Annotated in this window: 16 protein-coding genes and 1 riboswitch; of the genes, 6 read left to right on the plus strand and 10 right to left on the minus strand. The window is 50.7% G+C overall.

Annotated features, from left to right (window positions below; translation table 11 throughout):
- Positions 1-362: 362 nt before the first annotated feature.
- The 5 genes from parE to nudF are packed head-to-tail and all read right to left on the minus strand — an operon-like array spanning position 363 to position 4,820.
- A complete protein-coding gene (gene parE, locus ACF2G4_RS11535) occupies positions 363-2,258 on the minus strand; it encodes a DNA topoisomerase IV subunit B (RefSeq protein WP_243078939.1) in 1,896 nt (631 codons plus the stop codon).
- Between the two features lie 48 nt (positions 2,259-2,306).
- A complete protein-coding gene (gene yqiA / locus ACF2G4_RS11540) occupies positions 2,307-2,888 on the minus strand; it encodes an esterase YqiA (protein ID WP_409074856.1) in 582 nt (193 codons plus the stop codon).
- 3 nt (positions 2,889-2,891) lie between these two features.
- Entirely contained in the window at positions 2,892-3,719 is an 828-nt protein-coding gene (cpdA, locus tag ACF2G4_RS11545) for a 3',5'-cyclic-AMP phosphodiesterase (RefSeq protein WP_215845566.1), read from the minus strand.
- A gap of 43 nt (positions 3,720-3,762) precedes the next feature.
- Positions 3,763-4,188 carry a DUF1249 family protein gene (locus tag ACF2G4_RS11550; protein WP_215845565.1) on the minus strand — a complete coding sequence of 142 codons (426 nt, stop codon included), beginning with the start codon at positions 4,186-4,188 and terminating at the stop codon, positions 3,763-3,765.
- Entirely contained in the window at positions 4,185-4,820 is a 636-nt protein-coding gene (nudF, locus tag ACF2G4_RS11555; protein WP_243078938.1) for an ADP-ribose diphosphatase, read from the minus strand. The genes ACF2G4_RS11550 and nudF overlap by 4 nt, the downstream gene beginning before the upstream one ends.
- A gap of 214 nt (positions 4,821-5,034) precedes the next feature.
- Between nudF and tolC the strand changes: the two genes are divergently transcribed.
- The 3 genes from tolC (at position 5,035) to ACF2G4_RS11570 (ending at position 8,482) form a co-directional block, all read left to right on the plus strand.
- Positions 5,035-6,501, plus strand: a complete 1,467-nt coding sequence (gene tolC, locus ACF2G4_RS11560; protein WP_243078937.1) for an outer membrane channel protein TolC — start codon at positions 5,035-5,037, stop codon at positions 6,499-6,501.
- Between the two features lie 142 nt (positions 6,502-6,643).
- Positions 6,644-7,312 carry a DUF1190 family protein gene (locus ACF2G4_RS11565; protein ID WP_409074857.1) on the plus strand — a complete coding sequence of 223 codons (669 nt, stop codon included), beginning with the start codon at positions 6,644-6,646 and terminating at the stop codon, positions 7,310-7,312.
- A gap of 9 nt (positions 7,313-7,321) precedes the next feature.
- Positions 7,322-8,482, plus strand: a complete 1,161-nt coding sequence (locus tag ACF2G4_RS11570; RefSeq protein ID WP_243078935.1) for a glutathionylspermidine synthase family protein — start codon at positions 7,322-7,324, stop codon at positions 8,480-8,482.
- A 37-nt stretch (positions 8,483-8,519) separates the two neighbouring features.
- Here ACF2G4_RS11570 and ygiD read toward each other — a convergent pair whose 3' ends face one another.
- Entirely contained in the window at positions 8,520-9,305 is a 786-nt protein-coding gene (ygiD, locus tag ACF2G4_RS11575) for a 4,5-DOPA dioxygenase extradiol (protein ID WP_409074858.1), read from the minus strand.
- A gap of 197 nt (positions 9,306-9,502) precedes the next feature.
- Here ygiD and zupT point away from each other — a divergent pair, with 197 nt between their 5' ends.
- Entirely contained in the window at positions 9,503-10,270 is a 768-nt protein-coding gene (gene zupT, locus ACF2G4_RS11580) for a zinc transporter ZupT (protein ID WP_215845562.1), read from the plus strand.
- A gap of 212 nt (positions 10,271-10,482) precedes the next feature.
- A complete protein-coding gene (locus tag ACF2G4_RS11585; protein WP_409074859.1) occupies positions 10,483-10,797 on the plus strand; it encodes a cell wall hydrolase in 315 nt (104 codons plus the stop codon).
- Positions 10,798-10,853: 56 nt separating this feature from the next.
- Here ACF2G4_RS11585 and ribB read toward each other — a convergent pair whose 3' ends face one another.
- Entirely contained in the window at positions 10,854-11,510 is a 657-nt protein-coding gene (gene ribB / locus ACF2G4_RS11590) for a 3,4-dihydroxy-2-butanone-4-phosphate synthase (protein ID WP_332625805.1), read from the minus strand.
- Between the two features lie 110 nt (positions 11,511-11,620).
- Positions 11,621-11,770: riboswitch (FMN riboswitch) on the minus strand.
- A 172-nt stretch (positions 11,771-11,942) separates the two neighbouring features.
- On the opposite strand from ribB, the gene ubiK reads away from it, so the two are divergent.
- Positions 11,943-12,257: a ubiquinone biosynthesis accessory factor UbiK gene (ubiK, locus tag ACF2G4_RS11595; protein WP_243078931.1), complete on the plus strand. Its 315-nt coding sequence runs from the start codon at positions 11,943-11,945 to the stop codon at positions 12,255-12,257.
- Positions 12,258-12,298: 41 nt separating this feature from the next.
- On the opposite strand, the gene hldE is transcribed toward ubiK, so the two are convergent.
- The 3 genes from hldE to ACF2G4_RS11610 form a co-directional block, all read right to left on the minus strand.
- Entirely contained in the window at positions 12,299-13,723 is a 1,425-nt protein-coding gene (gene hldE, locus ACF2G4_RS11600) for a bifunctional D-glycero-beta-D-manno-heptose-7-phosphate kinase/D-glycero-beta-D-manno-heptose 1-phosphate adenylyltransferase HldE (RefSeq protein WP_409074860.1), read from the minus strand.
- A gap of 75 nt (positions 13,724-13,798) precedes the next feature.
- Entirely contained in the window at positions 13,799-16,645 is a 2,847-nt protein-coding gene (gene glnE, locus ACF2G4_RS11605; protein WP_409074861.1) for a bifunctional [glutamate--ammonia ligase]-adenylyl-L-tyrosine phosphorylase/[glutamate--ammonia-ligase] adenylyltransferase, read from the minus strand.
- Between the two features lie 27 nt (positions 16,646-16,672).
- Positions 16,673-17,983 carry an inorganic triphosphatase gene (locus ACF2G4_RS11610; protein WP_409074862.1) on the minus strand — a complete coding sequence of 437 codons (1,311 nt, stop codon included), beginning with the start codon at positions 17,981-17,983 and terminating at the stop codon, positions 16,673-16,675.
- Positions 17,984-18,132: the final 149 nt, after the last annotated feature.

The following is an 18,132-nucleotide window of genomic DNA, read 5'->3' on the forward strand; positions in this document are numbered from 1 at the left end:
GCCAGGATTAATCGATACCTCGTTATATCGAACAATTCACTGTAGCAACGGTGGATCCGAATCGTTAATGAATATCAAACAATAATATCGTAAACGGAAAAACAGGCTGAACGTTTTATTATGCCAGGGAACAGCGCTCATCATCATCGTTTAGGTTTGATTTCTGACACGATTTAATAAAGTTTAAAATAACTGACAGGGAAGCCGAAATAGGAACTGAGTAACACTTTAAGGGTCAAGTCTGAAGACGTTACTTTGATTTTTGTTAAATGAAAAATTCACTTCACCTGTCAATAATAATGTCTAAAACTTAGCGTAGCCGGAAACAAATAATAAATCGGGACGCCGCTGCGTCCCGATTTTTACACTTCGATGTCGACCATGTCGCCTTTTTCCTGCAACCAGTTGCGCCGGTCTTCGGAACGTTTTTTAGCAAGCAGCATGTCCATAACGCGTAACGTCTGCTCAACATTATCGTCATCGATAGTTAATTGCACCAGACGGCGCGTGTTTGGATCAAGCGTGGTTTCTCGCAACTGAAGCGGATTCATCTCGCCCAAACCTTTGAAGCGCTGAACGTTGGGTTTTCCCTTTTTGCGCTTCAACTGCTCCAATACGCCCTCTTTTTCATCTTCATCCAGCGCGTAGTAAACTTCTTTGCCAAGATCGATGCGATAAAGCGGCGGCATGGCGACATAAACGTGGCCACCTCTTACCAGCGAGCGGAAGTGTTTAACGAACAGCGCACAGAGCAGCGTGGCGATGTGCAAGCCATCTGAATCGGCGTCGGCGAGAATACACACTTTGCCGTAACGCAGTTGGCTTAGATCTTCACTATCTGGATCAATACCAATCGCGACTGAAATGTCATGAACTTCCTGAGAAGCCAACACTTCGTCGGAAGAGACTTCCCAGGTATTCAGGATTTTACCTTTAAGCGGCATGATCGCTTGATACTCACGATCGCGTGCCTGCTTGGCCGATCCACCTGCGGAATCCCCCTCCACCAAAAACAGTTCGGTTTTATTGAGATCCTGCGCAGAGCAATCTGCCAGTTTGCCAGGCAGCGCCGGGCCGCTGGTAAGTTTTTTACGCACCACTTTTTTTGCTGCGCGCATACGACGTTGCGCACTGCTAATCGCCAGTTCAGCAAGCTGTTCTGCTGCCTGCACGTTCTGGTTGAGCCACAGGCTGAACGCATCTTTAACCACCCCTGAAACAAAGGCGGCACATTGACGCGACGACAAGCGCTCTTTGGTCTGTCCAGCAAATTGCGGATCCTGCATCTTCACCGACAAGACATAGGCGCAGCGATCCCAAATATCTTCCGCAGAAAGCTTCACGCCGCGCGGCAGAATGTTGCGGTATTCACAAAATTCACGCATTGCATCCAGCAAACCCTGGCGAAGGCCGTTCACGTGCGTGCCGCCTTGCATGGTGGGGATTAAGTTGACATAGCTTTCAGTCAGCAGTTCGCCACCTTCCGGTAACCAGAGCAGCGCCCAATCAACCGCTTCAACATCACCCGCAAATGCGCCAACAAACGGCTTTTCTGGCAGCGTTGGCAAGCCATTCACAGCCTCAAGCAGATAATCGGTCAGGCCATCTTCGTAGCACCAGCGTTGTTCCGTATTGTTCAGCTTGTCTTTGAAGACAATCTCCACGCCGGGACACAACACCGCTTTAGCTTTCAACAGATGCGACAGGCGAGAAACGGAAAAGCGTGGGCTGTCAAAGAAGCTTTCATCAGGCCAGAAATGCACGCGCGTGCCGGTGTTGCGCTTACCAACGGTGCCAGAAACAGTGAGATCCTGCACCTTGTCGCCGTTCTCAAACGCCATGTCATAGATTTCACCATTACGACGAACGGTAACTTCAACGCGTTTAGATAAGGCGTTAACCACGGAAATCCCTACGCCATGTAAGCCGCCAGAGAATTGGTAGTTTTTGTTGGAGAATTTGCCGCCTGCGTGCAGACGACAAAAGATCAGCTCAACCGCAGGAATGCCTTCTTCGGGATGGATATCCACTGGCATACCGCGTCCGTCATCAATCACTTCCAGTGATTGATCGGCGTGTAGAATCACTTCAACCCGCTTGGCGTGACCTGCCAGCGCTTCATCGACGCTGTTATCAATCACTTCCTGACCCAAATGGTTAGGTCGCGTCGTGTCGGTATACATACCCGGGCGACGGCGAACAGGCTCAAGGCCAGTCAGGACCTCAATAGCATCCGCGTTATAGTTTGATTGACTCATGGTAAATGTCTGATTAGAAGGGTGAAATAGTTGCGATTTCCGCATCACTTAAGGGTGATTCAAGCCTAGAAAATCCAGAATCTGCGGGAAATGGCGTTCGAATCCGATAAAAGCATGATTACCGCCCTCTTCTACATGATGTCGGCACGCGCTGTAATAGTCGAGCGCCTGACGGTAGTCGAGTACTTCATCGCCGGTTTGTTGTAGCAACCACAGTAAATCCGGCGCTTCCAGCGGGTCAATCTGCATGACTTTCAGATCGTAAATGTGCCGAGACTCTAACACATATTGTTGGCCGGTGTAGGGATTCTGATTGTCACCAAGGAAATCCACCAGCAGCTCAAAAGGACGCACTGCGGGGTTCACCACTACCGCTGGCAACATAAAACATTGCGACAGCCAGGTTGCGTAATAACCGCCTAATGAAGAGCCCACCAGGCCGAGCGTTTCTCCGCTACGACTCAACACGATATCTTCCAGCATGGCAGCCGCCTCAGCAGGGAATGTCGGCAGTTGCGGAATGATCATGTCGATTTCAGGATGATGTGTATTAAGCCATTGTTGAAACTGGGTCGCTTTCGCCGATTGCGGTGAACTGTTGAAGCCATGGAGATAAAGCAGCGCAGCCATCCGTTAATATCCTTCTGAATCAAGATCGGGGCAAAACGCATCAGTTTGCAAACGTTCGACTTCGGTTTCTGCTTTGCCTTGTGGATGGAGCGTAAACCAGCGCCAGCCGGGTGCGACAGTATCAATGGTAAAACTGGTGCAATGCGGTTTGAATTGAACGCAGGTAGAGGGCGTAGCCAATACGCGGCGTCCGCGCCAGTCCATATCCAGTTCCTGATGAATGTGCCCACAGACCAGGGTTTGGGCCAGCGGATAGTTTTGCAATACCGCATCCAGCTGATGCGAATTGCGTAAGCTGTGTTGATCAAGCCAGGTACAACCTGAGGCCAGCGGATGATGATGCAGCAAAATCAACGTGTGACGTTCTGGATGGCGCGCCAGCGTTTTTTCAAGCCATTCCAGCTGGTAATCACTTAGCATGCCGTGTGGAACGCCGAAGACTTGACTGTCTAACAACACAAGTTGCCAATGTTCGCCCAGCAAGACATGTTTCTCGGCGTTGATCTTTGCCTCTGCCAGGGTATCAACCATGGCGGGTTGGAAGTCATGATTTCCGGGCAGCCAGACGCAGGGCTTTGGCAAACGAGCAATGCCCTCAGCGAAATGCTGATAAGCTTGAACAGAGTGATCCTGAGCGAGATCGCCGGTCGCGATAACAAGGTCATAGTCGCGTTGCTGAGCAATGATCGCATCCAATACTGCGTCAAAGCTCGCCCAAGTATTAACCCCAAGCAGCGATTCATGTTTTCCCGCGAAAAGATGGGTATCCGTGATTTGTAAAATCCTGATTTCGGACCCTTTTGCCGCAGGAAGAGTTAGCAGGCTATCCAAAGCGTTTCCTTCATCTCCACGCCATTTGATGCATTATACGCATTCAGCAAACAGGCACTGCCATTGCACCATGTGCCAGGCAATAGCGCAACCAGTCCGCGAGAAACTGATTTATCTGGTGTTTCTCATCACGCTGATGCAATTTTTTATTAGGATAATCATAACGTGCTTTAAAACGATAGATCTGCTGAGTGGAACACACTTCAGCGACCATCGCATCATGGTACAACCTTACGGACATGGAAGGCAGACTCCAGTAACTCACAGATGGCGCGACCTGGCGAATTTCAACCAAGGTGGTATAGCGCGTCGACTCTTCTATTGTCAGCTGATAACGGGCGCCACTCACCTGATAAACCACCGATGCGCCCGCCTCATCACTGCGCGGCAGCAAACGGCGCAACTGAGCGAAATTGGTTTCGCACAGCCGCATCATTTCCGGAAAGTCAGGGGTATAGCGCTGTTTCATTTTTGTGCCCACTCTTCTCTTAATTTCTCATGGTGCAACGCCAGCCATTGCAGTGCGATGACAGACGCAGCGTTATCAATTATCCCCTGTTCCACCCAGCGGTAAGCCTGTTCGCGGCTGACCACATGCACAAGAATATCCTCATTCTCTTCCTCCAGACCATGGCATCCTTGAGCCTGGCTGGCATCCACTTCTCCGACCAAAATCGACAATCTTTCGCTGGTGCCACCGGGACTGGCGAGGTAATTGAGCATCGGTTTGACTCGCCCAACCTGTAATCCCGCCTCTTCGACCGCTTCACGGCGTACCACTTGTTCAACGCTTTCACCTGGATCGATGATCCCCGCCACCATTTCCAGCAGCCAGGGCGTGGAACCCGCATCATAAGCAGGGATGCGGATCTGTTCGATCAGCACCACTTCATCACGTAAGGGATCATAAGGTAGCAGTACGGCGGCATGTCCGCGCTCAAAAACTTCACGCTGCACTTCCGCACTCATTTCGCCATTAAAACGACGATGCCGGAAGCGATAGCGCACAATCGAAAAAAAACCGTCGTAGACTGTTTCGCGTGCAATAATTTCTACATCGTTTTTTGTAAAAGTCACAGGGGATTTTTTTTCTTCCGACATCTTCTTATTCCTTATCCAGATTGGGATGGAGCGAATAAAAGCCAACCTTTATGCTTTATCCGAGTGGTTGTTTCTGAATTATTTACGTAAATTAGGCGTAGAAGGCACGTTCAGCCAACTTATCACACAGTTGCACTCTGCTAGAATCGGCGATAATTTTTTGGCTTATTCGGCAGCGCTACCACTGCAATTTGCTGCAACAAAAGGAATGCAAATGAAAAAACTGCTCCCATTTTTTATTGGGCTGAGCCTGGGCGGTTTCAGCTTCGCCAGTCAGGCAGAAGACCTGCTTCAGGTTTATCAACAAGCGCGACTGAGTAACCCAGATCTGCGCAGTGCTGCGGCAGATCGTGATTCAGCATTTGAGAAAATCAACGAAGCGCGAAGCCCTTTATTACCCCAACTCGGTTTGGGTGCAGATTACACCTACAATAACGGTTATCGCGACAGCAGCGGACTTCACTCCAATACCACTAGCGGAACCTTACAATTAACGCAAACCATCTTTGACATGTCAAAATGGCGTGCGCTGACGCTGCAAGAGAAAGCTGCGGGCATCCAGGATGTCACTTACCAGGTTGCACAACAGGATCTGATCCTGAACACGGCGACCGCCTACTTCAACGTGTTGAAAGCGATTGATACCCTTTCCTACACTGAAGCGCAGAAACAGTCGATTTATCGTGAATTAGATCAAACTACACAGCGTTTTAATGTGGGATTGGTTGCCATTACTGACGTGCAGAACGCCCGTGCGCAATATGACAGCGTCTTAGCGGACGAAGTGACTGCACGCAACAACCTTGATAATACCGTTGAGTCGTTGCGTCAGATTACCGGTATGGATTATTTGTCGTTAGCATCACTGAATATTGATCGCTTCAAAACCAGCAAGCCAGATGCAGTGAACGCACTGCTGAAGCAAGCGGAAAGCCGTAACCTGACCTTGTTGTCCGCACGCCTGAACCAAGATTTAGCGCGTGAGCAAATTCGTTCTGCTGAAACGGGCCACATGCCAACGCTGGATTTGACTGCTTCAACGGGTATGTCTAACAGCAAATACGGTGGCAGCCGTGCGAATCAATCAACCAGTTCAGCTGACTCGATTACAGGCTCGAATCAGGTTGGTCTGAGCTTCTCATTACCGCTGTACAGTGGTGGTTCGGTCACGTCGCAGGTTAAACAAGCGCAGTACAACTTTGTCAGTGCCAGCGAGCAGTTAGAAAGCGCGCACCGTTCTGCCGTGCAAACCGTGCGTTCTTCTTACAACAACGTTAATGCTTCAGTAAGTAGCATTGATGCCTACAAACAGGCGGTTGTTTCTGCTCAGAGCTCACTGGATGCTTCAGAAGCGGGTTATCAAGTTGGTACGCGTACTATCGTTGATGTGTTGGATGCGACCACGACGTTATACAACGCCAAACAGCAACTTTCTGATGCACGTTATAGCTATCTGATTAACCAGCTTAACATCAGCTATGCGCTGGGTACGCTCAATGAGCAAAACCTGCAGACGCTGAACAGCCAACTGGGTAAAGAGATCGCGACTTCACCAGAAACTGTTGCGCCTGAAAATGCTCAGCAAACAGCTCGCGTTGATAATGGCCCTGCTGCTAATGCATCGGCATCAGCTGCACGTCCTGCTGCAGCCAGAAATACCGGAAACCCATTCGGTAATTAATCCTGATGCGGGTCGCTTTGCGGCCCGCTTCTCTTTCAAACGTATAGCTACGTAAAGATCCTTTCCCCTTCCCGGCTTCAGCTTCAATTTCCCCCCTCCATCCCCTATCCTAAGTGCTACCTTTGGGCAAAGGATCATGATAATGAAACGGACAAAATCTATTCGCTATGCTGCTTTTCGCAAAAGCTGGCAAGCCAGACATTTAACGCCAGTCGCTATCGCCGTCTCGGCGGTATTTATGCTGGCTGGCTGCGAAAAAAACGATGAAACCGTGTCGCTCTACCAGAATGCGGATGAATGTGCGAAAGCCAATCCAAGTCAGAGCGCGCAATGCACCACGGCTTACAACAACGCGGTAAAGGAAGCAGAACGTACTGCACCAAAATATGCAACGCGTGAAGATTGTGTGGCTGAATTTGGTGAAAACCAATGCCAGCAAACACCTGCTCAAGCAGGCGTCGGCACGAATAATGCCGAAAACCAACAGAGTGGCAGCTTCTGGATGCCATTAATGGCTGGCTATATGATGGGCCGCATGATGGGCGGCGGCGCGGGATTCGCGCAGCAACCACTGTTCTCACCGAAAGCCGCAAACAGCCCAGCACGAGGCCAGTTTGTTGATGCTTCAGGCCGTAACTATGGTTCTGCCACTTCAGGCCGCACTATGAATGTGCCAAAAACCGCATTAGCCCCTAAACCCGCGACAACGTCAACCGTAACGCGGGGTGGCTTCGGTGAAACCGTCGCCAAGCAAAATGCCATGCAACGCAGCAGCGCCACCGGAACATCCAACCGCTCGCTGGGAGGCTAAAACCGCCATATGCAACGCATTGCTATTTCTGAGCGCCCAGGCTGGCGAGAAAAAGCCACTGAATTTGGTTTTCGTTTTCATACCATGCATGGCGAGCCTTACTGGTGTGAAGACGCTTATTATCAGTTCACGCTGGCACAAATTGACCAGCTAGAGGAGACCACTGCTGAATTACACCAGATGTGTTTGCAGGTAGTGGAGAAAGTGGTGAGCAGCGAGGCGTTGCTGACTAAATTCCGTATTCCCAAACATACGTGGGATTTTGTCCGCGATTCATGGCAACAGCGTCAACCCTCTCTTTATTCGCGTCTCGATCTCGCCTGGGACGGTAAAGGTGATGCAAAGCTGCTGGAAAATAATGCCGATACCCCAACCTCACTGTATGAAGCGGCTTTTTTTCAATGGCTTTGGCTGGAAGATCAGCTTAATGCAGGCCAATTGCCGGCCGGCAGCGATCAATTCAACAGCCTGCAAGAAAAGCTGATTGAGCGCTTCGCTAACCTACATCAGCAGCATGGCTTCCAGTGGTTGCATTTTGCCTGCTGTCGGGACACTGATGAAGATCGCGGCACCGTGCAATATCTGCAAGATTGCGCGACCGAAGCGGGTTTACCGAGCGAATTTCTTTTCATTGATGAAATTGGTTTGGGTGAAAAAGGCGAGTTTACTGATGCTCACGATCAGGTAATCAGTAATCTCTTCAAGCTCTATCCTTGGGAATTCATGCTGCGCGAGATGTTTTCAACCAAGTTGGCAGATGCTGGCGTACGCTGGTTAGAGCCTGCCTGGAAAAGCATTTTGTCGAACAAAGCCTTGTTGCCCATGTTGTGGCAGATGTTCCCAAATCACCCGAATTTGTTGCCTGCCTATTTCGCGGAAGATGATGTTCCACCTATGACGAAGTATGTGGTCAAGCCGCTATTTTCACGCGAAGGTGCCAATATTCGTATTGTTGAGAATGGTACTGAAATTGCTCGCGTTGACGGGCCGTACGGTGAAGAAGGCATGATTGTGCAGGAATTTTATCCGCTGCCAAAATTTGGCGACAGCTATACGCTGATCGGCAGTTGGCTAATAGACGATCAACCCGCCGGGATTGGCTTACGTGAAGATCGTGACTTGATCACCCAAGATCTTTCTCGCTTTTATCCGCACGCCTTTATTGAATAAAAATGAACAGGCCAGATAAATGGCCTGTTCAGTATTTTTACCCAACCTGTACTGACAACATACTGATTGCTCCTAATTCCATACCATCAATGGGAATGGTCACGGGTTCATCCGGCTGACGTGCGCCCAAAACATACAGAAGTGGCAGATAATGTTCCGGCGTAGGATTCGAAAGGCTGGCCCCTTCATGCTGCATAAAATTCACCAATGGATGCGTTTCAGCCTCACTTTGTGATGCCAGATTTTCACGCACAAATTGATTAAAGCGACTTGCCCACGGATAGATGTCATCCCCGCCGCCCCAGCGCACCATTCGCAGGTTATGTACCACATTGCCGCTTGCCACAATCATCACGCCCTGATCACGCAGCGTTGCTAATTTACGCCCCATTTCAAAATGCCAGGCTGCAGGTTTAGTCGCGTCAATACTCAACTGCACCACAGGAATATCGGCTTCAGGATACATTTTAATCAATACGCCCCAGGAACCGTGATCGAATCCCCATTCCTGATCAAGCTGGACCGGAACAGGCGACAGCAATTTAGCAATCTCTTCCGCCAAATCAGGCGAGCCCGGCGCAGGATAACGTGTGTCAAACAGTGCTTGAGGAAAACCGCCAAAGTCATGAATGGTGCGTGGGTTTTCCATCGCCGTTATTGCGGTGCCTCGCGTGTACCAGTGCGCAGAAATAGCAAGAATGGCGCGTGGGCGCGGTAGCGTTTCACCTGCTTCCCGCCAGGCTTCGGTATAACGGTTTTCTTCTAACACGTTCATAGGGCTGCCATGTCCCAAAAACAGCGCCGGCATACGTAACTGACTCATAAACCTTTCCTAAAAAGTGCCGCCTTGATAGCCGTTACGATACGCCGTTTGTGCCGCTAATCACGCGGATAAGCATGATGATGATCATCAGAGAATTTGAATGATCTTTTTTCGACATTTCTTTACGTAACAAAACTCGATCTTTTGTAAGGTTAAAGGTACTTTAACTGGGAATCATTATCATTAAGGAGAGTGCAATGTCAGTACCTTTACTGCTTACCGTGCTGGCAGGTGCCGCGACTTTTATCGGCGCGCTATTGGGTGTGATAGGACAAAAACCTTCTAATCGAGTGCTCGCATTTGCTCTCGGTTTTGCTGCTGGCATCATGCTGCTGATCTCGCTTATGGAGATGCTGCCTGCTGCATTACATGCGGAAGGTATGTCGCCAATCTTGGGTTATGGCATGTTTATGCTGGGCCTGCTGGGATACTTCGCTTTAGACCGCATGCTGCCGCATCAGCATCCACAAGATATGGTCGCGGTTAAACGCCGTCCGACTAATTTGCGTCGTACCGCTATCTTGTTGACGTTGGGCATTAGTTTGCACAACTTCCCGGAAGGCGTTGCCACCTATGTTACCGCCAGCAGTGATATGGAACTTGGTATGGGGATCGCGCTTGCGGTGGCCATACATAACATTCCGGAAGGATTAGCTGTCGCCGGGCCGATGTATGCTGCCACGGGTTCAAAAATGAAAGCAATCTTTTGGGCCTGCGTATCGGGAATGGCAGAAATTTTAGGTGGCATTATCGCTTTTATGCTGCTGGGACCCATGGTTTCGCCAGTGATTATCGCTGCCGTTATGGCGGCCGTTGCAGGAATTATGGTGGCTTTATCCGTGGATGAACTGATGCCATTAGCGCGCGAAATTGACCCGCATAACAATCCTAGTTACGGCGTATTATGTGGCATGACCGTCATGGGTTTAAGCCTGACGCTCTTACAAACCACCGGTATCGGCTGAGCAAGAATCGTCGCAAATCACTGATAAAAAAAGCATTGCTGAATGATTTATACTCAATAAACCTCTAACCGAGACGGGTCTTGTACGGTCGGCCACCTTCACTAATTACACTCCGTTGCACGTCAATAAACCAACGGAGCGTTATGTTAGTCCAAGGTGCCATATTATGCCTGGCGCTGAACATTTATCACGAAGCGCGTGGTGAACCGTTAATGGGACAAATTGCCGTCGGCACGGTAACCATGAACAGGGCAAAATGGGATGTGAAAGAAATCTGTCCGGTGGTGTATGCACCGAAACAGTTTTCCTGGACATCTCTAAAAAAAAATCCGCATTCACATCCCCCAGCACATGACAAAAGCTGGCAGCGAGCGCAAGAGCTTGCGAACAGAATTATTAATGGGGAAGTGGAAGATGTGACGAAAGGAGCAACTTATTTTCATGCTCATCGGGTTAAGCCCGGCTGGCGTCACGCATTTGAACGTACCGTTGTGATCGGTAATCACATTTTTTATGCCAGTAGATAAAAGACAAAACAGGCCGGAAATCCGGCCTGTTTCATTTCATTTATAACGCAGGTTAATCAGCTCGCCTGGCGCGTTTCACGATCGCGACGAAAAGCCACTAAATCTTCAATAGTCACTACCGGCATATCATGCTGTTTCGCAAACACGATAGCTTCAGGTGCATGCGCCATCGAACCGTCATCATTCGTAAGCTCACACAATACGCCTGCGGGTTTAAAACCAGCCAGCGTAACCAAATCAATGGTTGCTTCAGTATGGCCACCGCGCGTTAACACGCCGCCATCGCGAGCGCGCAAAGGGAATACGTGGCCAGGACGATTCAAATCGCTCGGTTTGGCATTGTCAGCAACAGCTGCACGGATCGTTGTGATGCGGTCTTTGGCCGAAACGCCGGTGGTAACGCCTTCAGCAGCTTCAATAGTGACGGTAAAACCGGTGCCGTATGAGCTGGTGTTATTTTCCACCATCATCGGTAAATCGAGCTGTTGACGACGTTCTTCAGTCAGGCACAGACAAACAATGCCGCTGCCGTGACGAATGGTGAGCGCCATTTGCTCAACGGTCATCGTTTCAGCGGCAAAGATCATATCGCCTTCGTTTTCACGATTTTCATCGTCAAGCACCATCACACCGCGTCCATTACGCAGTGCGGCGATGGCACGTTCTACACGCTGTTCCGGCGTGCCAAATTCAGAAAGTAGCGTCTGATTCATGGTAATAAAAACCTTTTAAATGTATTGGGTTACCAGAATCAGGGCGAGCTTAGGAGTGACGTCAACAGACGTGGCAATAACGTGGCGTGGACAAAAAGCCCAGCAGATGTCTTTACCCTCTCCCATCCGGACTTTAACCGTCGGCTCCGGAATTACACCGGATCTGCTGACCTTCACGATCACTTGTGAAGCGCTCGCGGGCTTTCAGCTGACGCTGATTTACCGCCGGTGGGGAGTTTCGCCCCGCCCTGAGAATAAGCAAAATTACTATAGCGCCGATCAACTGGAGCGGCAATCAACAAAACTGCAAATGCTTTGGCATTTCCTGCGTTACCGATTTCAGGTTTAACCTTTTCATTTCTGGCATTACACTTAGCAGATATCGAGTGCGCACAACTGCTGCCATCAGCAACCCGTAACCAGGAAATAATCATGATCGACACGAAAAAAATTGAACAAATTGCACGCCAGGTCCATGAAGCGATGCCGAAGGGAATTCGTGAGTTTGGTGACGATGTCGAAAAGAAAATTCGTCAGGTTCTTCAGGCGCAACTGACGCGTATGGATTTGGTCAACCGCGAAGAGTTTGATGTGCAGACGCAGGTATTACTGCGTACACGCGAGAAACTGTCTGCGTTGGAGCAACGTTTGGCACAGTTAGAGAGCCAAAACGCACCCGCACCGGCACCCGCAGTGATCACGCCACAGGAAGCGGCAGTGATCAAACCGGAAAATACCCCGGAATAAAATGACAAAGCGGGAGAGCCTTCTCCCGCTTATTACATTATTTACTGGCCACGAATGGTTTTAATAATGTTGGTCGTTGAAATACCGTCTTCAAAGTTCAGCACACGTACATCACCGCCGTTGGCCCAAACCTCTTTGCTTCCCGCAATATCTTCAGGTTTGTAATCGCCGCCTTTTACCAGCAAATCAGGCAATATACCGGCGATCAAACGCTGCGGCGTATCTTCTTCAAACACCACAACCCAATCTACCGCTTCCAACGCGCCCAGTACGATCATGCGGTTTTCTTGTGGATTAACCGGACGACTTTCACCTTTCAACCGCTTGGTAGAAGCGTCGCTATTAACCGCAACAATCAAACGATCACCCAGCTTACGTGCATTAGCGAGATAAGAAACGTGACCGGCGTGAAGGATGTCGAATACACCGTTGGTCATCACCACTTTTTCGCCGCGCTTGCGTGCCATTTCAACGGCCACTTTCAATTGCGCTTCGCTCATGATGCCAAAACCCTGTTCAGGGCGGGCGTGGATCGCGTTTTCCAGCTCAACGGTGCTAACCGTTGATGTGCCTAATTTTCCGACAACAACACCCGCTGCCGCATTGGCAAGGAAACAGGCTTCTTCCAGTGAGTTTCCGGCGGCCAAGGCTGCGGCTAATACGCCAATTACTGTGTCGCCCGCTCCCGTAACGTCGTAAACTTCTTGCGCCTGGGTCGGTAAATGCAGCGGCGTTTTGCCCGGCTGAAGCAATGTCATGCCATTTTCAGAACGGGTTACCAGCAATGCCGACAGGTCATAGTCTGCAATCAGCTGCATGCCACGCGTAACGATTTCGTCTTCGCTCTTACACTTGCCAACCACTGCTTCAAACTCTGAAAAGTTAGGGGTAAGTAAGGTCGCACCGCGATAGCGTTCGAAATCAGTACCTTTAGGATCGATTAATACCGGTACTTTCGCTTCGCGCGCCAACTTAATCATTGCCTGCACGCTGCTCAGGGCGCCTTTAGCGTAATCAGAAAGCACCAGCGCACCGGTGGAGGCTAACGACTGACGCATACGCTGATGAATGGGCTCTGGATCGACCTGCTCAAATCCTTCTTCAAAATCAAGGCGGATAAGCTGTTGATTACGGGAAAGTACGCGCAGCTTAGTGATGGTAGGATGACTTTTTATTGCCACGAAATCACAGTTAACATTGACGTCTTTCAGCGCGCTACTCAGTACTCGTGCCGCATCGTCCTCGCCCGTCAAACCGATCAAACGTGATGCTGCGCCAAGTGCAGCAATGTTCATTGCTACGTTCGCCGCGCCGCCAGGACGCTCTTCAACCGTGTCCACTTTCACTACCGGTACCGGCGCTTCAGGTGAAATACGGCTGGTTGGGCCATACCAGTAACGATCTAACATCACATCGCCGACGACCAGCACCGAGGCTTGACCAAACGCGGGCAGAGTCACTTTCATTCCAGACACTCCAGACTGCTGTAAAAATAGTGCGCGGATAATATCACAGTTGCGAAATGTGCTATTAGCCGGCGCTTAGAGAGAAACCGGTGAAACCAGCCAACGCTGCCAGCTCTCTTTCACCGTTTGTCGTTCGACTTCAAATGCTTCTGGCTCAACATGGCCAGGAAGCTCCTGTAAGGCAAGATGATGCAATGCATCACGCAACGCGACGTAAGCCTGCGTCAACGCGAGTGCCTCATCTTCTTGCATGATGTGGTGCTTTGCCATCAGCTCGAAAATTCGCACATTATCCGACCAGCGCGTCAGCGCTGGTTGCTGTGTGGCGTAGCGTAGGACAAGATATTGCGCGATGAATTCAATGTCGGTTATGCCGCCTTCGTCGGCTTTGATGTCCCAACGACCTTTATGCTTGTTACTGAGATGGGTACGCATTTTCTCGCGCATCTCCCGCACTTCAGTTTGCAGGCCACCCGCCTCACGCGACAAACATAAAACACCGCGACGAATTTCGCTAAAACGCTCCCCTAATGCGGGTTCGCCAAACACTACGCGAGCCCGCACCAGCGCCTGATGCTCCCATGTCCAGGCTTCTTGATGCTGATACTCAGCAAAGGCGTCGAAAGTACTGACTAACATGCCTGCTGCGCCCGAAGGCCGCAGGCGGGCATCAACCTCATAGAGAATGCCGGAAGAGGTACGGGTGCTAAACAAATGCATCACCCGCTGCGCCAGCCGCAGGTAAAACTGGCGGCCATCGATACTGCGTTCACCCTCAGTGACTGCATTCAGTGGGCAATCGTGCAGGAACACTAAATCAAGATCTGAGCTGTAACCCAGTTCCCAACCGCCTAACTTGCCGTAGCCTAATACCGCAAAACCACGCTCATTTTCATCTTTAAGGTGTGAAGGTCGACCATAGCGGTGCAGCATCATGTTCCACGCTTGCTGCACCACGGATTCTATAATCGCTTCTGCCAGCCAGGTTAAGTGATCGCTGACTTTCATTACCGGCAAGGTTTCAGCAATATCCGCTGCTGCAATACGCAAAAGCTGGGCCTGCTTAAATTGGCGTAGCGCTTCAAGCTGTTGCTCTTCGTCATCGGTAGGAATACGCATCAGGTATTGGCGTAATTCATCACGATACGCATCAGTGGCAGTAGGTTGATACAGCGTAGCGGGATCAAGCAACTCATCCAGCAGTAAAGGATGGCGCGCCAATTGGCTGGCGACCATCGGTGAAGCGGCACAGAGGCGAATGAGATGGCGCAGCGCACCGTGGTATTCGGTTAGCAACTCAAGGTAGGTACTGCGCGTAATGACGCCGAGTAATAAAGGTGTCAAACGGCTAAACGTCACCGCAGCATCTGTTCGCAGGCAGATTTCACTGAGCAAGCGCGGCATGAGCTGATCAAGCGCCTGGCGTCCACGCGGTCCAATAGTGCGCCGATTAATATCCTGACGGAACGCCTCCAGCGTTTGATGCAGCGAACGACGCTGCTCTTCATTGAGTTGCGGCATTAACGGCACCAGATCATCCTCGTCCAGCTTGTCCTGCCACAGCCCGATGAATTCAGCCAGTTCGCGCTGGTCGTCAATGTCGGGTGTATCTTCACCGATCAACTCATCGAAAATAGCGCGCACGGATGACATGTGCGTCTCCATTTGCGCCATTAACGCCAGCCAGCCATCGGTATTCATCGCCCATGCTAGTCGCGCGCGATTAAGTTCATCGTCAGGTAAGGTTTGCGTTTGTTGATCGCCCAGACTTTGCAGTAGGTTTTCCAGCCGACGTAGAAACAGATAAGCATTACGTAATGCGTCAATTTGCTCAGCGGGTAACAGCGCCAGCTCGCCAATCGCCGCCAACGTTGGCATGAGGGCACGCAGTTGAAGTGAACGCTCACGTCCACCACGAATCAGCTGAAAGACCTGAACAATAAATTCGGTTTCACGAATGCCACCCGCACCCAGCTTGATATTGTTTTTCAGGCCGCGTCGACGTACTTCACGCGCGATCATGCTTTTCATATTACGCAGCGACTGGATCACGCCAAAGTCGATGTAACGACGATAGACAAAAGGTCGCAGCATTTGTTGCAGTTCCTGGCTCCAGCGATCCTGCTCATCGCCCATCAGGCGCGCTTTGACCATGGCGTAACGCTCCCAGTCTCGGCCTTGCTCCTGATAGTAATCTTCCAGTGCGGCAAAACTGAGCACCAGCGGGCCGCTATCACCAAACGGGCGCAAACGCATATCAACCCGATAAACGAAGCCATCAATCGTGGGCTGATCCAATACTTTAATCAGTCTCTGCCCCATGCGCGTGAAAAACTGCGCGTTATCAAGCTCCCGCCGTCCTCCACGCGTCACGCCATTTTCTGGCCAGGCAAAGATTAAATCGATGTCAGAGGAGAAGTTGAGTTCTCCTCCACCGAGCTTACCCATGCCGAGAATCAGCATCGGCTGGGCATCGCCTTCTGCGTTGCAGGGCGTGCCAAAATCCTGGCAGCAATCCTGATACACCCAATCACGGGCGCGGCAAATAAGGACTTCGGCTAAAACGCTCAGCTGCTGCAGGCTTTGTTCGGTACTCGCGTGAGACAAGCACTGCATCCATGCAATGCGAACCAGCATTCGACGACGAAACAGCCGCAGCACACGCATCAATGTTGCTTCGCTGTCGACTGTCTGCATTTCCAACGCCAGCCAGTTAGCGTAATGTCGCCACTCATCCGCTTGCGGCGACTCTCGCTGGATCTCTTGCCACCAGTCGGGATGTTGTTGCAGATTTTCCACCACGAAATCGCTAAACGCCAGGCCCGGGACCTGCTCTGCGCTTAACGAGGCAAAAGGCGCGCCCAATCGCACTGCGGCACTTTCAGCTTGTGATCGTAATAATGCAGGTAATTCTGGCAACATATTCCCTCCCTGATGATGTGTTCGGACTTAACGCGCTGGACCGCTGCTTTTCCAGAAAGCAGGTTGCTTGATGGCCTGCCCAGCCAGCCACGGCAATCCATTTTCCTCGTGCGCCTCAATAGCCAGTTGCAGCTGTTGCCATGGCGCCAGCCAAATCGCCACGGCTTCCTGCACATACGCGCCTGCCAGCAAGTGAACGGTGAGCAGCTGACGAGCAAGGCGTGTCGCTTTGTCATGGTACTCATTGGGCTGCTTGACCGCGCTAAACGTCTCTTTAAGATCGGCATTGATGCGGGCTAACATAATATCGCTGAAACGTTTGAAGGAAGCCTGAAGCTTGGTCTTTCCTTTTTCATCAATCCATTGTTGCCAGTGCGATTCAACCAACCAGCGAGTGAGTGCTAACTGTGTTTCAACAGAGAGTGGAGAGAAGCAAAAATCCTGCGCGTTGACCTCTTCATTCGCTAAGATCTCTTCTAACGTTGTCAGCTTTTGGCGCAGCTCGCTGCTGGCTTTACGTGGTACTAAAGCGCCGAATAAAGCAAACGCCTGACGTAAAACTTCCAGCGCTTCGCGCACGGCATCTTGCGCAGAGCCATTACCCCGTAACCAAACTTCTTCATGGTATTGCCAATGGTTTAGTCCAGCTGACAGCGCGGCAATCATGCCCTCTTCAACCGTGGCTTTTGCATCGGTTTTCAACACGGAGAAAGCACGAACGGGACGAGGCAGGTTGCCCTGCGCCAGTTGATAGCCACGTGCAGCTTTACTCAGGCTGCCCAATCGAAGCCCGCTGACTGCGATCAGCTGTTGAGCGAAAGCCAGCATGTCGCTACGCTCGCCCTGTTTGAGTTCCAGCTCGACTTCAAACAGCGGCTCGCTGAAAGACTCTGTGGCAACCTCACCCCGATCAAATGCGACTTCGATTTCACTGCCGCCGAAGGTCACCAACCAAATTTCGCGTTGGAAATGCGTAGTAAACAGTGGCTGCAAACGCTGCTGCAAGTCAGCTATGTCGGTTTCTTTCGGCCAGATTTCAACAGGTAATTGAGTGATATCGAGTTTCGGCTCAACCAGATCTACGTTATATTCCTGGCGCTGGTGTAAACCACCCAGCGTTTTGCCGCCGCCTTTTAGCGTCATTTCATAGCGTTGATCGACACCACGAATGCGCAAACCCATATCCCAACGACGCAACTGATTGTCGTCGGTTTCAAAATAGATATTGGTTAACTCACGCGCAGCCTGATACTGATGCGGCCACGCCACGAGTGCGTCTGCCAATTTCTCGGCAGCCTGTGATGTCGCAATGAACTTTAGTTCGATTTCAATGGTCATAATTTTTTATTCAATACGCCGCTGGCACTTAAGAGGTTTTCCCTCGCATATTCCAGGCCGCAATCAGCGAATTAATGCAGTTGCAGCTTGAAAGCTAAAGGGGTTATCAGGCGAAGATTAATGCACAGAAGCCGGGCTGTCTCTGCTTT

This window comes from Pantoea phytostimulans, assembly GCF_046118715.1.
Lineage (GTDB): Bacteria > Pseudomonadota > Gammaproteobacteria > Enterobacterales > Enterobacteriaceae > Pantoea > Pantoea phytostimulans.